The 20381-nt window shown below is 73.9% G+C and carries 19 protein-coding genes and 1 tRNA gene; 15 read left to right on the top strand and 5 right to left on the bottom strand.

What is annotated here, in order from left to right; all coding sequences use genetic code 11:
- Positions 1 to 5 precede the first annotated feature (5 nt).
- Complete coding sequence (locus AH6_RS36585; protein ID WP_157431940.1) at positions 6 to 377, top strand: tetratricopeptide repeat protein; 372 nt, start codon at positions 6 to 8, stop codon at positions 375 to 377.
- Here AH6_RS36585 and AH6_RS36580 read toward each other — a convergent pair.
- On the bottom strand, positions 349 to 2382 hold the full coding sequence (locus tag AH6_RS36580; RefSeq protein ID WP_067489627.1) for a CHAT domain-containing protein: 2034 nt from the start codon (positions 2380 to 2382) through the stop codon (positions 349 to 351). The two genes, AH6_RS36585 and AH6_RS36580, sit on opposite strands and share 29 nt — an antisense overlap.
- The gene (locus tag AH6_RS36575; RefSeq protein ID WP_067489625.1) at positions 2379 to 2804 is read right to left on the bottom strand and encodes a hypothetical protein; all 426 of its coding nucleotides are present in this window, start codon (positions 2802 to 2804) and stop codon (positions 2379 to 2381) included. The genes AH6_RS36580 and AH6_RS36575 overlap by 4 nt, the downstream gene beginning before the upstream one ends.
- 292 nt (positions 2805 to 3096) lie before the next feature.
- Here AH6_RS36575 and AH6_RS36570 point away from each other — a divergent pair, with 292 nt between their 5' ends.
- From AH6_RS36570 to AH6_RS36550, 5 genes are all read left to right on the top strand, one after another.
- The gene (locus tag AH6_RS36570; RefSeq protein ID WP_067489620.1) at positions 3097 to 5037 is read left to right on the top strand and encodes an APC family permease; all 1941 of its coding nucleotides are present in this window, start codon (positions 3097 to 3099) and stop codon (positions 5035 to 5037) included.
- An 81-nt stretch (positions 5038 to 5118) separates the two neighbouring features.
- Positions 5119 to 5922 carry an NUDIX hydrolase gene (locus tag AH6_RS36565; protein ID WP_067489618.1) on the top strand — a complete coding sequence of 268 codons (804 nt, stop codon included), beginning with the start codon at positions 5119 to 5121 and terminating at the stop codon, positions 5920 to 5922.
- Positions 5919 to 6932, top strand: a complete 1014-nt coding sequence (locus tag AH6_RS36560) for a protein kinase family protein (protein ID WP_067489615.1) — start codon at positions 5919 to 5921, stop codon at positions 6930 to 6932. Before AH6_RS36565 ends, AH6_RS36560 begins: the two co-directional genes overlap by 4 nt.
- A 13-nt stretch (positions 6933 to 6945) precedes the next feature.
- The gene (locus AH6_RS36555; RefSeq protein ID WP_067489612.1) at positions 6946 to 7914 is read left to right on the top strand and encodes a hypothetical protein; all 969 of its coding nucleotides are present in this window, start codon (positions 6946 to 6948) and stop codon (positions 7912 to 7914) included.
- A gap of 16 nt (positions 7915 to 7930) precedes the next feature.
- Complete coding sequence (locus AH6_RS36550) at positions 7931 to 9193, top strand: adenylosuccinate synthetase (RefSeq protein ID WP_067489609.1); 1263 nt, start codon at positions 7931 to 7933, stop codon at positions 9191 to 9193.
- A gap of 69 nt (positions 9194 to 9262) precedes the next feature.
- On the opposite strand, the gene AH6_RS36545 is transcribed toward AH6_RS36550, so the two are convergent.
- Positions 9263 to 10060, bottom strand: a complete 798-nt coding sequence (locus AH6_RS36545; protein WP_067489607.1) for an SAM-dependent methyltransferase — start codon at positions 10058 to 10060, stop codon at positions 9263 to 9265.
- A 158-nt stretch (positions 10061 to 10218) separates the two neighbouring features.
- Between AH6_RS36545 and AH6_RS36540 the strand changes: the two genes are divergently transcribed.
- Entirely contained in the window at positions 10219 to 10998 is a 780-nt protein-coding gene (locus AH6_RS36540) for a neutral zinc metallopeptidase (protein ID WP_157431939.1), read from the top strand.
- A gap of 92 nt (positions 10999 to 11090) precedes the next feature.
- Complete coding sequence (locus AH6_RS36535; protein WP_067489602.1) at positions 11091 to 11534, top strand: STAS domain-containing protein; 444 nt, start codon at positions 11091 to 11093, stop codon at positions 11532 to 11534.
- Here the strand turns inward: AH6_RS36535 and AH6_RS36530 are convergent, their stop codons facing one another.
- A complete protein-coding gene (locus tag AH6_RS36530) occupies positions 11535 to 11921 on the bottom strand; it encodes a DUF7715 family protein (protein WP_067489598.1) in 387 nt (128 codons plus the stop codon).
- A gap of 100 nt (positions 11922 to 12021) precedes the next feature.
- Here AH6_RS36530 and AH6_RS36525 point away from each other — a divergent pair, with 100 nt between their 5' ends.
- Positions 12022 to 12786: an enoyl-CoA hydratase-related protein gene (locus tag AH6_RS36525; protein ID WP_067489595.1), complete on the top strand. Its 765-nt coding sequence runs from the start codon at positions 12022 to 12024 to the stop codon at positions 12784 to 12786.
- 41 nt (positions 12787 to 12827) lie between these two features.
- Here AH6_RS36525 and AH6_RS36520 read toward each other — a convergent pair.
- Positions 12828 to 12901: transfer RNA gene (locus AH6_RS36520), tRNA-Ile, on the bottom strand.
- A 170-nt stretch (positions 12902 to 13071) separates the two neighbouring features.
- Between AH6_RS36520 and AH6_RS36515 the strand changes: the two genes are divergently transcribed.
- The 6 genes from AH6_RS36515 to AH6_RS36490 all read left to right on the top strand — a co-directional run bounded on the left by AH6_RS36515 (position 13072) and on the right by AH6_RS36490 (position 20363).
- Entirely contained in the window at positions 13072 to 13770 is a 699-nt protein-coding gene (locus AH6_RS36515) for an LppX_LprAFG lipoprotein (protein ID WP_067489592.1), read from the top strand.
- Positions 13767 to 15311 carry an MFS transporter gene (locus AH6_RS36510; RefSeq protein WP_067489589.1) on the top strand — a complete coding sequence of 515 codons (1545 nt, stop codon included), beginning with the start codon at positions 13767 to 13769 and terminating at the stop codon, positions 15309 to 15311. The genes AH6_RS36515 and AH6_RS36510 overlap by 4 nt, the downstream gene beginning before the upstream one ends.
- Positions 15312 to 15386: 75 nt before the next feature.
- Positions 15387 to 16385, top strand: coding sequence for an alpha/beta hydrolase (locus AH6_RS36505; protein ID WP_067489586.1), 999 nt, complete (start codon positions 15387 to 15389; stop codon positions 16383 to 16385).
- 168 nt (positions 16386 to 16553) lie between these two features.
- Positions 16554 to 18020, top strand: a complete 1467-nt coding sequence (locus AH6_RS36500) for a WS/DGAT/MGAT family O-acyltransferase (protein WP_245679627.1) — start codon at positions 16554 to 16556, stop codon at positions 18018 to 18020.
- A 183-nt stretch (positions 18021 to 18203) separates the two neighbouring features.
- Entirely contained in the window at positions 18204 to 19589 is a 1386-nt protein-coding gene (locus AH6_RS36495; RefSeq protein WP_067489583.1) for a WS/DGAT/MGAT family O-acyltransferase, read from the top strand.
- 153 nt (positions 19590 to 19742) lie between these two features.
- On the top strand, positions 19743 to 20363 hold the full coding sequence (locus AH6_RS36490; protein ID WP_067489580.1) for an Rv1733c family protein: 621 nt from the start codon (positions 19743 to 19745) through the stop codon (positions 20361 to 20363).
- Positions 20364 to 20381 lie beyond the last annotated feature (18 nt).

Below are 20381 nucleotides of genomic sequence, written 5' to 3'. Positions count from 1 at the left end.
CCCCCGTGGAGGTTCTCACAGTGCGGTGCCCCGACCCGCGCTGCGGCACCGGCAACCCCTACGACGCCGAGGACTGCGCCGGATGCGGGACGCCGGTCCGGGCCTACGGCCGCCTCACGGCGTACGCGGCGCACCTGTTCAACCGGGGCCTGGCGGCGGCGCGGGAGGGCCGCACCGCCGAGGCGCGCGACCTGTTCGCCGCCGTGGTGCACTGGTGCCCGGCCGACGTCGAGGCGCGCAACGCGCTGGCGCTGGCCGGGCTCCGGCTCGGCGACGCCGACGGCGCGCGCCGCCAGTGGGAGCTGGTGCTCGCGCGCCGCCCCGGCGACCCGCTGGCGGGGAGGGGGCTCAGTCAGCTCGGCGCAGCGCCTCGATGAGGGCCTCGCCGTCCACGCCGAGCTTGGTCAGCAACTCGCGGGCGGCCGAGGAGGGGTCGGCGAGTAGCGCCCGCAACACGGCGGCCTCGCCGATCCTGCCGTCGGCGCTCTCGGTGCGGGCCCGCTCCAGCGCCGTCAGCGTGCGCTTGGAGAAGGCCGAGCGGCGCGGCTCGGCGGACGGGCCGAGCCCGCGCAGCGCCGTCTCGCCCGTCTCGCCCTGCTCGGCGAGCGCGTCGCGCAGCACCGCGCTGCCGGTCATCGCGAAGCCCAGCAGGACGCTGTAGCTGGCGATGACGGTGCCCTGCGAACGGGACACCAGCAGCGCGGTGCGCAGCGCGTTCAGCGCGCCGGTCTCGAACAGGTCGGCGCGCAGGCGGCCGTCGCCGTTGAACAGCTCGGAGAACAGCTCGGCGGGGACGGCCCCGTTCCCGGTGCCGCCGTTGGTGAGGGCCCGGTTCGCCGAGGAGGCGGGCTCGACGGCGTCGCCGGCCACGGCGTCGGCGCCCTGGCCGAGCAGCAGCCGCAACGACACGCCGCCGGAGGTGACCGAGCGGGTGGCGGTGCCGCCGCCGACCTCGACGAACGCCGCCGCCACGTCCTGGAGGCCCACCATGTCGCGGCCCCCGGCGGTGGCGCGGTCCTCGGCGGCGTAGAGCACCCGGGTCACGGTGTCGGACAGGATCGGGTACATGTCGGCGTCCTCCGGCTCGGGCGGCGGGTCCATCACCGGGATCTCCGCCACCACGCGCCGCAGCTCGCGCGTGATCGCCGCCAGCCGTCCCGGACCCACCCGGGCCGCCATGCCCTCCTGCACCTCGTCCATGGTGACCAGGCCGAGCAGCAGGTGCTGGGAGGTGAGCAGCCGCCGGTCGGCGGCCAGGTTCAGCGCCAGGCCCAGCATCGTGACCACCGAGGTGTCGAACTTGGGCCGGTGCTCGCCCGGCACGTCGGGCGGGGCCCCGCCGATCCGCACCGCCGGGTTGGCGTACAGCAGGAACGACGCCCAGGCGGCGTCGGTGCCGTCCATCAGCTCGGCGCGGGCCTCGCGCACGGCCCGGCCGACGGTGCTGTCGCTCAGCAGCCGCTGGTAGAACTCCTCGGCGAACCGGCGCGCGCCGTCCTCGGCGACCTCGGCGCGGGTGCCGACGACGGCCTTGGCGCCGCTCGCCATGAACGCCACGCACAGGTTGGCGACCCGCCCGGCCGAGTCGCAGCCGTTGATGAACACCACCGGCGGCACCCCGGTGGACGGGATGACCTGGAGCATCGCCTTGTCCAGCAACGACCGGCCGTGCAGCATCAGCCCCGCGCCGGACTCGTTGTCGCGCGCGACGTGCCCGCAGAAGTGGAACAGGTCGTAGGAGGCGTTGGCCAGCTCGCGCTGCACGTCGACCAGGTTGGCGCGCTCGCGCAGCAGCAGCGTGCAGTCGGTGCCGCGCTCGGACAACCAGGCCGCCAGGTGCTCGGCCTCCTGGGCGGAGGCGGCCAGGTCGCCCAGCGGGTCGCCGACGATGAGGGCGCGCCGGATGCCGTTGATGGCGCGGCCCTTGACGACGCGCCGCTGCACCACCGAGAAGCGGCCGAGGTCGCGGGTGAGGCCGAGGAAGCCGGTGCCGTCGTGGACCAGCTCCCACGGCACGGTCATCTCGTTGGTGCGCACCAGCAGCGGGCCGGTGGCCTCGTTCAGCCGCGCCACCAGGTCGGGGACGCTGCCGTGCACGCGCGGGAACAGCGCCCGGTAGAGCGCGCCGCCGTGCTCGGCCAGCTCGGCGTGGTGCTCGGCGCCGCGGTCGTCGCCGTTGCCCAGCGCGGCCTGGAGGACCTGGTCGATGCGGTCGCTGAGCTGGCGGACGAAGTGTTGCGGCACCTCGACCGAGTACTCCTGCTCCAGCGGGCCGCCCTCCGCGCCGCCGGGGGTCAGCAGGCGGTAGGCGTACTGGGCCCGGTCGGCGCCCAGGGCGGTGACGCGGACGTCGAGGGTGGTCACCTCGCCGGTGGCGCTCATGCGCCCGTCCCCGCGCCGCCGCCGCCGTTCGTGTTGCCGTTGCCGTTGTGGCGCAGGATGAAGTCGCGGACCATGCGGTCCTCGCGGCCGGTGGCGGGATAGGTGATCTCGACCGGGTCGCCGTCGATCACCACCTTGATGGTGACCATGCCGCCGCCGGCGTCGTCGCGCCGCTCGGCCAGCCAGCCGCGCAGCACGTCCACCACGGCGGCGACGGTGCCGACGAACGCCACCGCCAGGCCCGCGATGTCGACGATCTCGCCGGGCCGGGTGCGGCTGGAGCACGGCTGCCGCACCCGCAGCGGCTCGGCCGCGTCCGCGCCCGCCTTCAGCAGCGCCTCGCGCAGCTCCAGGGCGGTGCCCAGTTCGGTGGCCGGCGGGAACTCGATCTCGAACCGGACAAGACCTTGCTGGTGTCTCATGGACGCGGCTCCGGGGGACGGGCGGTCGGCGAGCGGGGACCTGCTGCCAGTCTGCCGCACCGGACGGCCCCGCGCCCGGCCGTACCGGACCGAACATGCGGCACCGAACGCGTCGCGCCGGACACCTCGAACGAGGGAAACCGTCGCCGGGAACGGGAAGTCGGCCAAAATCGGGGAACTCGTTGCGATTTTACCCTTTCATGGGGAAGTCTTAGGGACTTCAAGCAGCCACTTCTCGCGAACAGCGGCGCGGGTTCAGGCCAGGGGACACCTATGACCTGGGGACATCCGCATGCGTAACACCATGTTCCGCCGCCTGCCGGTCCAGCGCGCCACCGGGGAGCTGTACGGCGGCCGCCACCGGCTCCGCGTGCTCTACCGCACGCGCGACCTGGTGGTGCTCGGCCTGGGCGTGATGATCGGTTCGGGCATCTTCAAGATCTCCGGCGAGCAGGCGGCCGGCAACGCCGGTCCCGCGGTGATCCTGTCCTTCCTGGTGGCGGGCGTGGTGTGCCTGCTGGCCGCGCTCGCCTACGCCGAGCTGTCGTCGATCATCCCGGTGGCGGGCAGCGCCTACTCCTTCAGCTACGTCGCCTTCGGCGAGATCTGGGCGTGGGTGGTCGGCTGGGCGATGGTCCTGGAACTGCTGCTGGCGGCCTCGGTGGTCGCGCGGGTCTGGTCGATGTACGCCGCCCAGACGCTCGGCGACTTCGGCGTCCCGGTACCGGACTGGCTGGCCGAGGTGATCGGCCAGCCCAAGGGCTTCGACGTGCTCGCGCTCGGCATCCTGGTGCTGCTGGTGGTGATGCTGGCGGTCGGCGGCCGGATGAGCCTGCGCACGTTGTGGTTCATGGTGCTGGCCAAGCTGATCGTGGTCGGGCTGGTCATCGCCGCCGGGCTGAAGTTCTTCGAGCCGGGCAACCTCACCCCGTTCGTCCCGCCCGCGCGGCCCGCCCCCGACAGCGGCCCCACGGTGCTGGACACACTGCTGGGCCTGGCCGGAGGCGGCCAGCCCGAGGCGTTCGGGCTGTGGGGCATCCTCGCCGCCGCGCCCGCCATCGCCTTCGCCTACATCGGCTTCGACCTGATCTCCACCGCCGCCGAGGAGACCGACGACGCGCCGCGCAAGGTGCCGCGCGGCATCCTGATCAGCCTGCTGGTGGCGATCGTGCTGTACGTGGCGGTCGCGGTGGCGATGCTGGGCATGGTCTCCTACGCCGACCTGGACGCCTCGGCCCCGGCGCTCGCCAACGCCTTCGACGAGGTGGGCGCCGAGTCGATGGGCAAGTTCATCGACATCGGCGCGGTGCTCGCGCTGACCACCGTGATCCTGGTGGTGCTGATCAGCCTGACCCGCGTGGTGTTCTCGATGTCGCGCGACGGGCTGCTGCCGCGCGGCATCGCCGGGATGAGCCGCTACCGGGTGCCCTCGCGCGCCACGCTGGTGTCGGGCGGCGCGGCGGTGGTGATGTCGCAGACCGTGGACGTCATCACGCTGGAGCAGCTGGTGGTGATGGGGACGCTGTTCGCGTTCCTGTTCGTGTCGGCCGCGATGCTGATGCTCCGCCGCGACCAGCCCGACCTGCACCGCCCGTTCCGCGTCCCGGCCGCGCCGGTGGTGGGCGTGCTGACGATCGCGGCGGTCGGCTGGCTGATGCTCAGCCTGAAGGTGCAGACCTGGGGCTGGTTCCTGGTCTGGATGGCGGGCGGCCTGGTGCTGTACTTCGCCTACGGGCACCGGCGCAGCCAGATGCGGCTGCTGCTGGACCATCCCCCGGCCGCGCCCGTCCGCCTGGACGCGCCGCCGCCCGGCAGCGGCCCCTACCCGTACCCGCATCCGCATCCGCGCCGGTCGGGGCCGCAGCAGACGCCGCCCGCCGACCCGTTCGCGGTCGCGCCCCTGCGCCCCGGGCACCCGCACGCCGGGCACGCGCAGGCTCCGCACGGGCAACTCCCGCACGGACAGCTTCCGCACGGACAGCTCCCCCACGCCCCGATCCCGTACGACCAGCTTCCGTACGACCAGCTTCCGTACGACCAGGTCCCGTACGACGAGGTCCCCTACGCACCGGCCCCGCACCCTCAGGCCCCGCACCCGCAGGCCCCGGCGCGCCCCGCTCCCCCGCAGGTCGACGGCACCTACCGGCTCGATCCCCACCCGCCGCCCCCGGCGTACCCCCCGCCGCCCGAGCAGCCCGAACCGCCCTATCCCGGCGGCCGTCACCGCCGCTGATCCCGTCCCCCGCTGGACGCGGGCCGCTTCATGCGTTAAGTTCTTCTCAAGTTGAGTATTTCTCAGAGGGAGAAGAACAGCGTGGCGGACGAGCGGGACTTCCTGGCCGGGTACGACCCCCGGGACTACGACCCGGTGGCGGTCACCGTGGACGTGGTCGCCCTGACCATCCGCGACGGCGCCCTGCACGTGCTGCTGGTGCGGCGCGCCCACCCCCCGTTCGCCGGGATGTGGGCACTGCCGGGCGGGTTCGTGCGCGGCGTCCGCGACGCCGAGGACCTCCCGGACGCCGCCGTCCGCGAGCTGGCCGAGGAGACCGGCCTCGAAGCCGGGGACGGCCCGCTGGAGCGCATGCACCTGGAGCAGCTCGGCACCTACGGGCGGCCCGGCCGCGACCCCCGGATGCGCGTCATCTCCGTCGCCTACCTGGCGTTCGCGCCCGAGCTGCCCGAGCCGAAGGCGGGCGGCGACGCCGACGACGCCGCCTGGACGCCGGTCACCGCGCTCGGCCTCGGCGCATCCGGCGAGCAGCGTCCCGGCACCACGCGCAAGCTGGCCTTCGACCACGCGCGCGTCCTCGCCGACGGCCTGGAGCGCGCCCGCGCCAAGCTGGAGTACACGCCGCTGGCCACCGCGTTCTGCCCGCCCGAGTTCACGATCCCCGAGCTGCGCGCGGTCTACGAGGCGGTGTGGGGCGAGGAACTGCACGCGGGCAACTTCCACCGCAAGGTCCTGTCGGTGCCCGGCTTCGTGGAGGGCACCGGCACCACCTCCGACCGGATCGGCAGGCGCGGCGGGCCGCGTCCCAAGCTCTACCGGGCGGGGGACGCCAGGCTGCTGCACCCGGCGCTGCTGCGGCCCGGACGCGAGGAGGAGATCCGATGAACCTCGACGAGGCGCTGGCCCGGCTCGACGCGGCCCGCACCCCCGCCGACCTGTTCGGCGACGACGACGCCGAGGCCGCGCGCGCCTACCGGGGCCTCGCCCGGCTCGTGCACCCCGACGCCACCGGCGGCCGCACCCGCGCCGCCTTCGACCGGCTGACCGCGTTGTGGGACGCGCGGCGGCACGCCGGGACGATCACGACCGCGCGCGGCTCCTACCACCTGGCGGGCCGGGCCGCGAGCGGCGACCTCGCCGACCTGTTCGGCGCGCGCGACGGCCGGGACCGCGCCGCGCTCGTCAAGCTGCCCCGCGACCCGGCCGACAACGACCTGCTGGAACGCGAGTCGGTCGCGCTGCGCCAGCTCCCCAAGGACGGCGACGGCCGGTTCCTGCCGTACGTGCCGCGCCTGCTGGAGACCTTCCGCCACCGCGACCCCGCCACCGGCGCGCTGCGGCGCGCCAACGCCATCGCCGCGCTCGACGGGTTCCACAACCTGGCCGAGGTGAAAGCCGCCTATCCCCAAGGGCTGGACCCGCGCGACGCGGCCTGGATGTGGCGGCGGCTGCTGGTCGCGCTCGGCTTCGCGCACCGCGCGGGCGTCCTGCACGGCGCGGTGCTGCCCGAGCACGTGCTGATCCACCCCGCCGAGCACGGCCTCGTCCTGGTGGACTGGTGCTACTCGGTCCCCGGCTGCTACGCCCACACCGACCCCAGCGGGCGCGTCCCGGCGATGGTCGACCGGTACGCCGACCGCTACCCGGCCGAGGTCCCCGCACGCCAGGCCGCGAGCCCCGCGACCGACCTCTACATGGCCACCCTCTGCATGACCGAACTGATGGGCGACCGCGCGCCCAAGCCGCTGCGGATGTTCGCCAAGGGCTGCCTGCTGCCGTCGCAGCGGCGGCGGCCCGGCGACGCCTGGCGGCTGCTGGCCGAGTTCGACGAGCTACTCGAACGGCTCTACGGCCCGCGCAGGTTCCGCCCGTTCCACCTGCCCAGTACCTCCTGAGAGGAGACCCCCCATGGGAAGCGGACACTGGTCCACCGACGTCTACTCCGCCGCCGCGAGCTACCGCCGCGCCACCGGCGCGAGCGCGTTCGCGCACAGCGACAGCGGCGCCACCGCCGTCCACCCCGACCTCGACCCGAAGGGCGTCGCGGCGCGGGAGAGCCGCGACTCGGGCGACCATCCCGAGTCGCTGGCGATCTCGGTGCTGTTCGACGTGACCGGCTCGATGTGCCGGGTGCCGCGCCAGCTCCAGACCAGGCTGCCCGACCTGCTCGGGCTGCTGCTGCGCAAGGGCTACGTCGAGCACCCGCACATCATGTTCGGCGCGATCGGCGACGCGACCTGCGACCGCGCGCCGCTCCAGGTCGGCCAGTTCGAGGCCGACAACCGCATGGACGACGACCTCGGCAAGATCCTGCTGGAGGGCGGGGGCGGCGGCCAGATGACCGAGTCCTACGAGCTGGCCATGTACTTCATGGCGCGGCACACCGCGCTGGACTGCCTGGACAGGCGGGGGCGGCGCGGCTACCTGTTCATGATCGGCGACGAACTGGCCTACCCGAAGGTGAAGCGCGCCGAGGTCGCCCGGGTGCTGGGCGAGCGGATCCCCGAGGACATCCCGGTCGCCGAGATCATGCGCGAGCTCCAGCGCCGCTACCAGGTGTACTTCATCATCCCCTCCGGCGCCTACAACGCCGGGAACGCCAGGCTGCGGGAGTTCTGGCAGGACCTGCTCGGCCAGCACGTGCTGTACCTGGACGACCTGGACGCGGTCTGCGAGACGATCGCGCTCACCATCGGCCTCGGCGAGGAGGCCATCGACCTGGAGGAGGGCCTCGCGCACCTGGACGAGGCGGGTTCGGCGGCCGGGCCGTCGGTGTCGCGGGCGCTGGCCCGGCTGGACTCGGCGCGGGCCCCGGTCGCGACCGACTCCCCCGCGCTGGACCTGCGGCCGGGCTCCTCGACCACCACGCGGCTGTAGGGCGGCGGCACCTCCCATGCCACACGCGATCGTGGTCGACCTCGGGTTCGGCGACGCCGGAAAAGGGGCGACCGTGGACCGGCTCTGCGCTCGGGGGCCGGAGCCGGTCCAGGCGGTCGTCCGCTTCAACGGCGGCGCGCAGGCCGCGCACAACGTGGTGGCCGACGACGGGCGGCACCACACGTTCGCGCAGTTCGGGTCGGGCACGTTCACGCCCGGCGTGCGGACGCACCTGTCGCGGTTCGTGCTGGTGGACCCGCTCGCGCTGGCCGCCGAGGCGGCGCACCTGCGGTCGGTCGGCGTCCCGGACGCGCTGGACCGGCTGACCGTGGACGAGGGCGCGCTGCTCACCACGCCCTACCACCGGGCCGCCAACCGCGCGCGGGAGATCGCGCGCGGCGCGGACCGGCACGGCTCGTGCGGGATGGGCGTGGGCGAGACCGCCGCGTACGCGCTGGCGCACGACGACGCGCTCCGGGCGGGCGACTGCCTGTCGCCCGCCCGGCTGCGGCGAGGGCTGGCACGGTTGCGCGACTGGTATCTCAGCGAGTTCCCCGGCGGCGAACCGGTGCCGAGCGTGGCCGACTGCGCCGACGCGTTCAGCGCGTTCGCGGAGCGGGTGCGGATCGTGCCGGGCGAGCACCTGCACGGGCTGCTGCGCGCGGGGAACGTGGTGTTCGAGGGCGCGCAGGGAGTGCTGCTGGACGAGTGGCACGGCTTCCACCCGTACACGACCTGGTCAACGACCACCTTCGCCAACGCCGAAACGCTGCTGGCCGAAGCGGGCGAGAGCGCCGTCCGGCTCGGCGTGCTGCGCGCCTACGCGACGCGGCACGGGCCAGGACCGTTCGTCACCGAGGACCCGGTGCTGACGGCCGAGCTGCCCGACCCGCACAACGGCACCGGCCGATGGCAGGGCGTCTTCCGGGTCGGGCACCTGGACGCGGTGGCGCTCGGCTACGCGCTGGAAGTGACGGGCGGGGTGGACGCCGTGTCCGTCACGCACCTGGACGTCGCCGAGGCGCGCGACGACCTGCTGGTATGCCGCGCCTACGACATCGACGGCGAGTGCGTGGAGCGCCTGCCGACCGGGCCGCCGGGCGACCTGGAACGGCAGGCGGCGCTGACGCGGCGGCTGCTGGCGGCGCGCCCCGTCTACGAGCCGTTCACCCGGGTCGAGGACGTCGTGAACGCGCCGGTCACGATGCGCTCCTACGGGCCCAGGCGCTCCGACGCCGTCCAGCTCAGCGACAGCGCGTCCATGCCGAGCAGCCTGTAAGCGCCGAACGTCAGGTGCCGGAAGGCGGCGGACACGGGTGCCCGGCCCCGCCGTCCGCCGCGTGCTCCGTCACGGCTTGCGCCCGACGCCGCACAGGATCCAGGCGGGCAGGTCGTCGCGCTTCCCGCCGCCGTCGGGCCGCCAGTCGTCGAGCGCGGCCAGGCCGGGGTCCAGCAGCTCGAAGCCGTCCATGAACCGCTCGATCGCCGCCCGCTCCCGCAACACCATCGTCGTCCGGGACCGCTGGTACACGTCGGCGGCGGCGCGCGCCGGGTCCACGTGGTCGCTGGCGCAGATGTGCGACAACACCAGGTGGCTGCCCGGCGGCAGCGCGTCGCGCAGCTCCGCGACCGCCGCCCACGGGTCGTCCTCGTCGGCGACGCAGTGCAGCAGCGCCACCATCAGCACCGCGACCGGGCGCGACAAGTCGAGCAACCCGCGCACCGTCGGATCTGCCAGCAGGCCCGGCACGTCGCGCACGTCGCCCGGCACGACCTTGGCGTCCTCCTCGCCCTCCAGCAGCGCCCGGCCGTGCACCAGCACCGTCGGGTCGTTGTCCACGTACACGACGCGGCTGCCGGGCGCGGCCGCCTGGGCGATCTCGTGCACGTTGCCGTGGGTGGGGAGGCCCGCGCCGATGTCGAGGAACTGGTCCACCCCGGCGGCGCACAGGTGCCGCACCGCGCGCCGCAGGAACGCGCGGTTGGCGCGGGCGAGGGCGGGGATGTGCGGCGCGAACTTCAGCACTTCCCGGGCGGCGGCGCGGTCGGCGGCGTAGTTGTCCTTGCCGCCCAGGTAGAAGTCGTACATGCGGGCGACGTTCGGCGTGGTGGTGTCGACACCGGCCACCGCGGTCTCTTCGGTCATCGGCCCTCCGGGCGGGGGGGGGAAGCCAGCCGTTAACTTTTCCCGAGATCCTAGGTCACCGCGCAGGTTCCCACCAGGAATCGGCGTTCTCACGATTTCGCCCGTCTTCTTCGCCGCCGGACCGGGCATAGGGCAGGCGCGGCCGCGTACCCCTGGACATGACGGAGACGGCAATGCACAACGCGCGGCGGTCGTTGACCGCCCTCATCCTCGGCGCCGCGCTCACCCTCAGCGGCGCCTGCGAGATCGAGACCGGGGCCGGAGCGGGGACGGGGACCTCCGGCGCCGAGGCTCCCCCGCCCGCGTCCGCGCCCGCGTCCAGCGGGGAGGCCCCGTGCGCCACCCGGCAGGACACCGGCCGCGCCGGGTCCTTCGACGAGGCCGAGTTCCAGGAGGACCTGCGGACCGCCGAGAACATCGTCAACGGCTACTGGGCCAAGCACTGGCCGCAACTGTTCACCGGCGAGTACCGGCCGCCCCGCGTGGTGGGGCTGTACGAGGGCGGCGACCCCGCGACCAGCCCGGCGTGCGGCGGCAAGCCCCTCGAACGCGACAACGCCGTCTACTGCCCCGCCGGGGACTTCGTCGCCTGGGACGACCACCTCATGCGCTCGGGCTACCCGCGCGGCGACGCGTGGGTGTACCTGGTGATCGCGCACGAGTGGGGGCACGCCGTCCAGAACCGGCTGCGCCGCGAGCTGGTCTCCCCCGCCGCCGAACTCCAGGCCGACTGCCTGGCGGGCGGCGTCCTGTACGGCGCGGCCGACGACGGGACGCTCCAGTTCGAGGCGGGCGACGAGCAGGAGATCGTGGACTCCTTCCGGGTGATCGGCGACGGCGTGCCGTGGACCCGGCCCGGCGACCACGGCTCCGCCGCCGAGCGGCTGCGCAACTTCGCGCGCGGGGGCCAGGGCGGGGTGCGGGCCTGCTTCGGCTGACCCGGGATCGCGAAATGTCGGGCGGCGAGGCTTGGCAACCCTGCGTGCTCGCGCGATGCTGGTGAGTCACCGGCCGGAGGAGTGGGGACGTCATGGCGGACACGCCAGGGGAGATCGACGCCGACATCGTCGTGCTGCCCCGCGAACACCACACGCTGGTGCTGCTGCGCGGCACCCTGGACCGCATGGCGTCCGCGCCGGTCCGGCGGCGCCTACAGGAGATCGCCGACGCCCACCCCGGCCCGCTGGTGGTGGACCTGGCCGAGCTGGCGTTCCTGGACGCCGCCGGGATGCGGGCGCTGTCGGCGGTGGCCCGGCACTGCGCCGAGAACGTCCCCGGGCCGGGCGGCCTCGCCCTGGTGGGGGCGCGGCCGTTCACCGTGCGGATGTTCCGGCTGCTGCGGCTGCACGAGAGCGTGCCGCTGTGCGCCGACGTGCGGGAGGCGTTGTGGTGCCTGATCCCGCCGACCGACGAGGAGATCGCCGCCTGGCTGGACCCGGGCTGGCCCGGACCGGCCCGCGCCCTTGATCACTGATTACGGCTGCACCACCTGCCGCACCACGATCTCGTCCAGCCGCCGCTCCACGATCGCCCCCACCGGCCAGTCGCGCACCAGGATGCGCAGCTCGGCCGCCTCGTGCTCGGCGTAGGAGGCGTCGTAGCCCTGCTGCTCCAGGCTGCTGCGGATCGCCTCGACGTAGTCGGCCTCGGTGAAGCCCTCGATCTCCCGCACCATGGCGGTGGTGGTGGCGCGGTGCGAGTTCAGGCCCGCGAACGCCCGGCCGCAGCCGCAGCCGCCGTCGGGATCGTCGCGGTCGCGGGCGCACACCACGCCGATGTGCACCAGCTCTCCTTCCACGCACCAGTCGAAGTCGTTGTCGCGGTAGCCCTGGGTGGCATCGGTGGCGGTGAGCAGCTTCAAGGCCGGACCCCTTCCCCTAACGCGCTTACCGTACGCCGGGGGTACGACAGGCCACGGCCGAACCGTGACGTCCGGCCCGGACCTGGCATAGCGTCGCGGCATGAGCGATGTCCTGATCGAGCGCGACGGCCCGTTCACCACGATCACCATGAACCGGCCACGGCGGCGGAACTCGTTGTCGCGGGCGTTCCTGGAAGAACTGACGGCGGCGTTCGCCGAGGTCGCCGCGACCGACGCGCGCGGGGTGGTCCTGGCGGCCGAGGGCCCGGTCTTCTCCGCCGGGCACGACTTCGGCGACGTGGCCGGGGCCTCCCACGCCGACGTGCGATCGCTGCTCCAGACGTGCACCGAGCTGATGCGCACGATCCAGTCCGCGCCCCAGGTGGTGATCGCGCGGGTGCACGCCCTGGCCACCGCAGCGGGCTGCCAGCTCGTGGCGAGCTGCGATCTGGCGGTGGCCGCCGAGAGCGCCGCGTTCGCGGCCCCGGGCGGCAAGGGCGGCTGGTTCTGCCACACGCCGATGGTGCCGATCTCCCGCAGCGTGGGCCGCAAGCGGGCCATGGAGCTGGCCCTGACCGGCGACCGGGTGGACGCGCGCACCGCCGCCGAGTGGGGCCTGATCAACTACGCGGTGCCGGACGACGAGCTGGACAAGGCCGTGCTGGACCTGCTCCAGCGCGCCACGCGGGGCGGTCCGCGCAGCAAGGCCCTCGGCAAGCAGGCGATGTACGGCCAACTGGACCGGCCCGAGGCGGACGCCTACGCCTACGCGATCGAGGTGATGGCCGCCGCGAGCCAGACCCCGGAGGCCCGGGAGGGCATGGCCGCGTTCCTGGAGAAGCGCCCGCCGGAGTGGCCCGCCTGACCACGGCCTCGCGCGCAGGGCGGCGCGGGGCCGTCGCGGAGTAGGGCGGGCGGGACTCGAACCCGCGACTGGCGGATTATGAGTCCGCTGCTCTGACCAACTGAGCTACCGCCCCAGGCTGCCCGGGTGACCTGAACCGTCACCGCCGGGGCGCGCCGTGGGCCATCCTAGCGGCGGGGTCCGCCGGGCGGCCACCGGGAAAGCGGCCCCCTCATACCGTGGAGGGGGCCGGGTCATACCCGGTACCGATTCACTTGCATGGTGACCGGTCGGTAGGGTCCGCCTATGCGTAGAGCCCCAGGTCGTCTCATTCTGCTCGCACAGGCGCTGCTGGCGCTCGTGGTCGTCACCGCCTGCCAGGGGGACGGCGGCGAGAAGGCCGGGCCGCCGCAGCCCGATCCGGCGCAGACCCTCAAGCAGTCCGCGCAGGCCATGGCGGCGCTGAAGAGCATCGCGTTCACGCTGACGACCGAGGACAAGCCGCCCATCCCCGTCTCCGGCGGGGACATGAAGCTGCTCAAGAGCGGGGACGCGCAGGGCGCGCTCAAGCTGGAGCAGTCCGGGCAGACGGTGCAGATGGACATCGTCGCGGTGGGCGACAGCATCTACATCAAGGGCGTGACCGGCGGCTGGCGCAAGGTCTCCAAGATGGTCGCGGCCACGCTGTACGACCCGTCGGCCGTGCTCGACCCCAACCGGGGCATCAGCCGCCTGCTCAACTCGGTCCAGTCGCCCAAGGCCGAGACCACCGAGAAGGTCAACGGCAAGGACGCCTACCGCGTGGCGGTCAAGCTGCCGCAGGCGGCCCTCGGTGGGCTGGTCCCGGGCATCACCAGCGACCTGGACGGGCAGGTCTGGGTGAGCACCGCCGACCACCGGCTGCTCAAGGTCAGGGGCGACGTGCCCGGCGAGGGCGGCAAGGGCTCGGTGATCATCAACTTCACCGAGTTCGACGCCCCCTACAAGATCAGCGCGCCGGCGTGAGCGCGGCCGGGGCGCGCCGCCGGGTCGCCATCGGGGTCGGCGGCGGCGTGGTGCTGCTGGCCGCCCTAGACGCCTATGTGATCACCACGATCGTCGTCACGGTGGTGAAGGACCTCGGCATCCCGGTCAACCGGCTGGAGCGGCTCACCCCGGTGCTCACCGGGTTCCTGCTCGGCTACGTCGCGGCGATGCCGCTGCTCGGCCAGCTGTCGGACCGGTTCGGGCGGCGGCCCCTGCTCCAGGCGTGCCTGCTGGTCTTCGCGGCCGGGTCGGTCCTCACCGCCCTGGAGCACCAGGAGCACGCGGTGGCGTGGCTGACGGCCGGGCGCGTCGTGCAGGGCCTGGCGGGCGGCGCGCTGCTGCCGGTCACCATGGCGCTGGCCGGGGACCTCTGGGACGCGCACCGCCGCCCGGTGGTGCTGGGCGCGGTCGGCGCGGCCCAGGAGCTCGGCAGCGTGCTCGGGCCGCTGTACGGGGTCGCGGTGCTGGAGATCGCGGGCGACTGGCGGTGGATCTTCTGGATCAACGTGCCGGTCGCGTTGCTGGCAATGGTCGCGGTGCACCTCACCGTCCCCGGCGGGCGGCCCGCAGGCCTGGAGAAGCAGGGCGTGGACTGGCTGGGCGGGTTGCTGCTCGCGCTGGGGCTCGGCCTGCTCGTCGGCGGCCTCTACAACCCCGATCCGGAGAAGTCGGCGCTGCCGTCGTGGGGGCTGCCCGTCGTGGCCGCCGGGCTCGTGGCGCTGGCGGCCTTCGTGCTCTGGGAGATCAAGGCCCGGACCCGGCTGTTCGACCTGGCCGGGGTGCGGCGCGGGCCGCTGCTCGCGACGCTGGGCGTCAGCCTGCTGTCGGGCGCGGCGCTGATGGTCACGCTCGTGGACGTCGTCCTGGTCGCCCAGACGCTGCTGAAGAAGGACACCGTCGACGGCGCGCTGCTGCTGACGCGCTTCCTCGTCGCGCTGCCGGTCGCGGCCCTGGCCGGCGGCCTGGTGGCGCGCCGGGTCGGCGAGCGGTGGCCCATGGTCGCCGGGATGGCGCTCTCGGCGGTCGGGTACCTGCTGATCGCCGCGTGGCCCGCCGACCTCGCCGGCGCCTCCTACGGGCCGCTGCCCCGGCTGGACACCGACCTGGTGCTCACCGGGTTCGGGCTGGGCCTGGTGATCGCGCCGGTGTCGTCGGCGGTGTTGCGGCTGGTCCCGGCCGCCCGGCACGGCGTCGCGTCGGCGGCCGTGGTGGTCGCCCGCATGATGGGGATGTTGCTCGGCATCGCGGCGCTGTCGGGGTGGGGCTTCCACCGCTTCCACGCCCTGACGGCCGACCTCCAGATGCCGCTGCCCTTCATGATGTCCAAGGCCGAATTCACCAAAGAGCTCGCCCGATACCAGGCGGCCGTCCAGGACGCGTTGCGCACCGAGTACCAGGAAATCTTCTGGATCACGGCGGGACTGTGCGTCGTCGGAGCACTTCTCGCGCTGGCCGCCCCAAGCGGGCGAAACGATGCGGAAACGTCACATTCATCACCCGGCCATCTCTTGACACGGTGATCACCGTCACAGCACGCTGACCAGGTCGGACAACTGACCGCTTGGTCACCAGGCGGTCACGACGGAAGGCCGCCGATGCAACCGCTGATCGAGATGCGCCCCGGCACCACGGTGCGGGCCCGGTTGACCGCGCGCGGACTGCGGATGACCGTGGGCCCGCTGCTGTCGTTGTGGCCGCTCAGCCCCGTCGGCCTGCGCCCGGCGCTGGCGATCGACCTGGCCGCCCCCGTCGCGCTGCCCGCCCCGCGCTGGGCGCGGACCGAGCGGGTGCCGTTCGCCGACTTCCAGGCCGAGTGGGTGCGCGCGCCCCGCTCGGACGGGGACCGCGTGGTGCTGTACTTCCACGGCGGCGGCTTCTTCTCGTGCGGGCTGCGCACCCACCGCCGGATGCTCGCGCGGCTGTCGGCGGCGTCCGGCGCGCCGGTGTTGTCGGTGGCCTACCGGCAACTGCCCGCCGCGCCGCTGGCGGTGTCGGTCGCCGACTGCGCGCACGCCTACCGGTGGCTCCTGGACCAGGGGTACGCGCCCGAGCGCATCGTGGTCGCGGGCGACTCGGCCGGCGGGTTCCTGGCGTTCGCCGCCACCCTCCAGGCCATGGCCGAGGGACTGCCCTCCCCCGCCGCGCTGGTGGCGCTGGCCCCGCTGACCGACCTGGACCACACCGCCAAGATCGCGCACGCCAACGCCAAGCTGGACGCCTACCTGCCCGCCCGCCGGGTGGAGCGGCTCGCGCACCTGCTCACCGAGGGCAGCGTGCCGCTGGACCCGACCGTGTCGCCGGTCAACGGCGAGTTGTCGGCGCTGCCGCCGGTGCTGATCCAGGTGGGCTCGACCGAGATGTTGCTGCCCGACGCCGAGCTGATGGCCGAGCGCCTCGCCGCCGCCGGGGTGCCGTGCCGCCTCCAGGTCTGGGAGGGGCAGGTGCACGTGTTCCAGGTCTTCGCCGACCTGGTGCCCGAGGGGCTGGCCGCCATCCACGAGGTGGGCGCGTTCGTGCGCGAGCACACCGTCGAGCGCGCCGTCCCGGCCCCGCGCCGCCGCCCGCGCCGCCGCGCCAAGTCGATCGCCGCCTGAGCCGGGCGCCGCCCGAGCCGAGCAGCGTCCGAGCGATCATCGCCTGACCTGCGCGCTGAGCGGCGCGGCCGAGATTCGTCGCACTAATTGGCATTTCGTCCGATTGGACGGAGCCATGTCGGGAAGCCCTTACAGATCCCTGGACGGCTACCCCACGGACGGTGCGTCATGGCGCAGACCGACACCACCCCGACGACCACCAGCCCCGAGGCCGCTCCCCTGGCGGGTCCTCCGCGCGTGCACGCCGAGCGCATGGGCCCCCTGGACTCGGGCTTCTTCTTCGCCGAATCCGAGAACACCCCACTGCACATCGCCTCGGTGACCATCTTCGAGGGCCCCGCGCCGGCCTACGGCGAGGTGGTCCGGGCGGTGCTGGCCAAGCTGCCGGACATCCCCCGCTACCGGCAGCGGGTCCGCACCGTCCCGCTGCATCTGGGCCGGCCGGTGTGGGTGGACGACCCGCACTTCAACATCCTGTACCACGTCCGCCATACCGCCGTCCCCAAGCCCGGCGGCCCCGACGAGCTGCGCAACCTCGCCGGACGGGTGCTCTCGCAGCGCCTGGACACCGCCAAGCCGCTGTGGGAGATCTGGCTGGTGGAGGGCCTGGCCGACGGCCGGTGGGCGGCCATCACCAAGGTGCACCACGCCGTGGTGGACGGCGTCGGCGGCGTGGACCTGCTGACCTCGCTGTTCGACCTGTCCCCCGACGAGACGCGGCCCGACCCGGGCGAGCTGCCCCGGCCCGCGCGCCAGCCGTCCGGGGTGTCGCTGCTGGCCGGGTCGGTGCGCGAGCGCGTCACCGGGCCGCTGCGCGGCGCGGCCGGGGCCCCCGGCACCGCCCGCGACCTCGCCCGCGGCCTGCTCAGCACCGGCACCCTGCGGCGGATCGGCGTGGACGTGCCGCGCACGGTCGGGCGGCTCGCGCGCCCGTCGGCCGGGTCGCTGAACGGCCCGACCGGCCCGCACCGCCGCTGGATGTGGACGCACGCCGACCTGGACGAGATCCGGAGCGTGCGCAAGGCGTTCGGCGGCACCGTCAACGACGTGATCCTGACCGCCGTGTCCAACGGCTTCCGCGAGGTGCTGGACGGGCGCGGCGAGCTGGACGAGACCACCGTCGTCCGCGCGCTCGTCCCGGTGTCGGTGCGCGCCGAGACCGAGCGCGGCGAGGTGGCCAACAAGGTGTCGGGCGTGCTGGTGAACCTGCCCGCCGGGGAGCCGGACCCGCGCCGCCGCCTGTTCGAGGTCCGCGCGCAGATGGACGACGTCAAGCGCACCAAGGAGGCGGCGGGCGGCGAGGCCCTGACCAAGCTCGCCGGGTTCGCGCCGACGCTGATGGCCCTCGGCTCCCGGTACGCGCTGAGCGCCAGCCAGCCGCTGGTGCAGACCGTGGTCACCAACGTGCCGGGCCCCGACTTCCCGCTGTACGTGCTCGGCCGCGAGCTGGTCGGCCTCTACCCCTACGTGCCGCTGGCGCTGGGCATGCAGGTCGGCGTCGCGATCTTCTCCTACCGGGGCCGGCTCACCTTCGGGCTGACCGGCGACTTCGACGGCATGCCCGACCTGGAGACGCTGGCCGCGGGCATCCGGACCGGCTTCGACGACCTGGTGGAGCTGGCCGCCCAGCACTGATCACCGAGCGCCGACCGGCCCGTGACCGGTTGTGGTCGCCTGACATATGGCCACACCGAGTCAGGACGTTTGTCAGAGACCTTCCCGTGATGTTGGCTTATATCGGTCGCCCCCCGCGGGAATTCCGAGCGACCCCTACTCCCCCCGTGACAAGACCAGAAAGACGGTGAGGCCGTGCATCGGATGAGCGGACTGGACGCCAGCTTCTACCTCCTGGAGGACGAGAACACCCCCCTGCACGTGGCGTCGGTGGTCGTGTTCGAGGGGCCCGCCCCCTCCTACGGCGACCTCGTCCGGCAGGTGATCGCCAAACTGCCCCGGGTGCCCCGCTACCGGCAGCGGGTCCGCACGGTGCCGCTGCACCTGAGCCGCCCGGTCTGGGCCGACGACCCGCACTTCAACATCCTCTACCACGTCCGGCACACCGCGCTGCCGACGCCGGGCACCGACGAGCAGCTGCGCAACCTCGCCGGCCGCGTGCTCGCCCAGCGGCTGGACCCCGGCAAGCCGCTGTGGGAGATCTGGCTGGTGGAGGGCCTGGCCGAGGACCGCTGGGCGATGATCGCCAAGGTGCACCACTGCATGGTGGACGGCGTCGCGGGCATGGACCTGGCCACCATCATGTTCGACCTGACCCCCGACTACGAGCCGCCCTCGCGCGCCCCCGGCGCGCTCCCGGAGTGGACGCCCGAACCCGAGCCGTCCACCTTCGACCTGCTGCGCGACACCGCGCAGCGCACCGTGACGCAGCCGGTGCGGCAGGCCGGGGACGTCGTGCGCGGCCTCGGCACGGTGCGCGAGGCGCGGCAGCTGCGCGACTTCGCGCTCGGCCTGTCGCGCACCACCGCGCGGTTCACCAGCCGCTCGGCCGGGTCGTTGAACGGCCCGATCGGCCCGCACCGCCGCTGGTGCTGGCAGAACGTGCCGCTGGAGGAGGCCAAGCGCGTCCGCAAGGCGCTCGGCGGCACCGTCAACGACGTCGTCCTCACCGCCGTCACCGCCGGGTACCGGGACCTGCTCAACGCGCGCGGCGGCCTGACCCCCGACACGGTGGTGCGGTCGGCGGTGCCGGTGTCGGTGCGCGCCACCGACCAGCGCGGCGCGCTCGACAACCGGGTCGCGGCGGTGTTCGTGAACCTGCCGGTCGGCGTGGCCGACCCGCTGGAACGGTTGCGCCGCGTCCGCGAGCAGACCGACGACGTCAAGCGCAGCAACCAGGCGGCCGGGACCAAGACGCTGACCCGGCTGACCGATACCGCCGTCGCGCCCGCGCTGCTGTCGCTGGGCGCGCGCATCCCGGTGCGGCTGCGCCAGGACCTGGTGCAGACGGTCACCACCAACGTGCCGGGCCCGGACTTCCCGCTGTACGTGATGGGCCGCCGGGTGCTGGAGCTGCACCCGTACGTGCCGCTGACCGGCGGCATCCGGGTGGCGACGGCGATCGTGTCGTACTGCGGGACGTTGTACTTCGGCCTCACCGGCGACTTCGACGGGATGCCCGACCTGGACGTGCTCGGCAAGGGCATCCAGGCGGGGTTCGGCGAGCTGCTGGCGGCGGCCGGGGACTGAGCAGGGACGTCGGGCGCGGCACCGATCGGGCGCCGCGCCTGACGTCCATCAACCGGCTTCCAGCACTGGCAGGCCACCGATCTCGGGAATATTCTGGACAAAGATGGCAAAAAAGCCTCTTACCGGTGGCCCTCTCCCGGGGAGGTGACGGCGATGCACCACGGATCGGGCACCGGACGGCGCGGACGCCTGCGACGGCGGACGTTGCGCCGCCGCCTCGGCCTGGAGCGCAGCGTGCTGCGCCGCCGGATCGACCGCGCGCAGCGCCTGGTCGCGCTCGGCCTGCTGCTGCTCTTCCTCCTGTCCGCGCCGCCCGTGGGCCTGTGGACGTGGCACGTCGCGTACGACTCAGGCACGCGCGCCGAGCGGATCGAGCGCATCACCCGGCACCAGGTCACCGCGACCGTCACCGCCGCCGACGGGTTCGGCTCGGCGGGCGACCGGTACGTGCACGAGACCGTGCAGGTCGCCTGGCCCGGCCCCGACGGCAAACCGCGCTCCGGCTCGCTGCCCGCCTGGAAGGACGCCAAGGTCGGCGCGAAGACGCGGATCTGGGCGGACCGCGACGGCCGCCTGTCGGTGCGCCCGCGCCCGCACAGCCGGACCGTCACCGACGCGGCGTACGCGGGCGGCGCGGCGGCCGTGGCGGCGGGCCTCCCGCTGCTGCTGGCCTACCTGCTGCTGCGCCACCGCTGCGACCGGCGGCGCGACGCGATGTGGGACGCGGCGTGGGAGCGGATGGACACCGACGCGGACCACAACCGTCCATCCTGAGTGCTGTGTTTCTTTGGG

The sequence above is a fragment of the Actinomadura hibisca NBRC 15177 genome, assembly GCF_001552635.1.
Taxonomy (GTDB): domain Bacteria; phylum Actinomycetota; class Actinomycetes; order Streptosporangiales; family Streptosporangiaceae; genus Spirillospora; species Spirillospora hibisca.
This window is presented reverse-complemented; position numbering and strand designations above follow the sequence as displayed.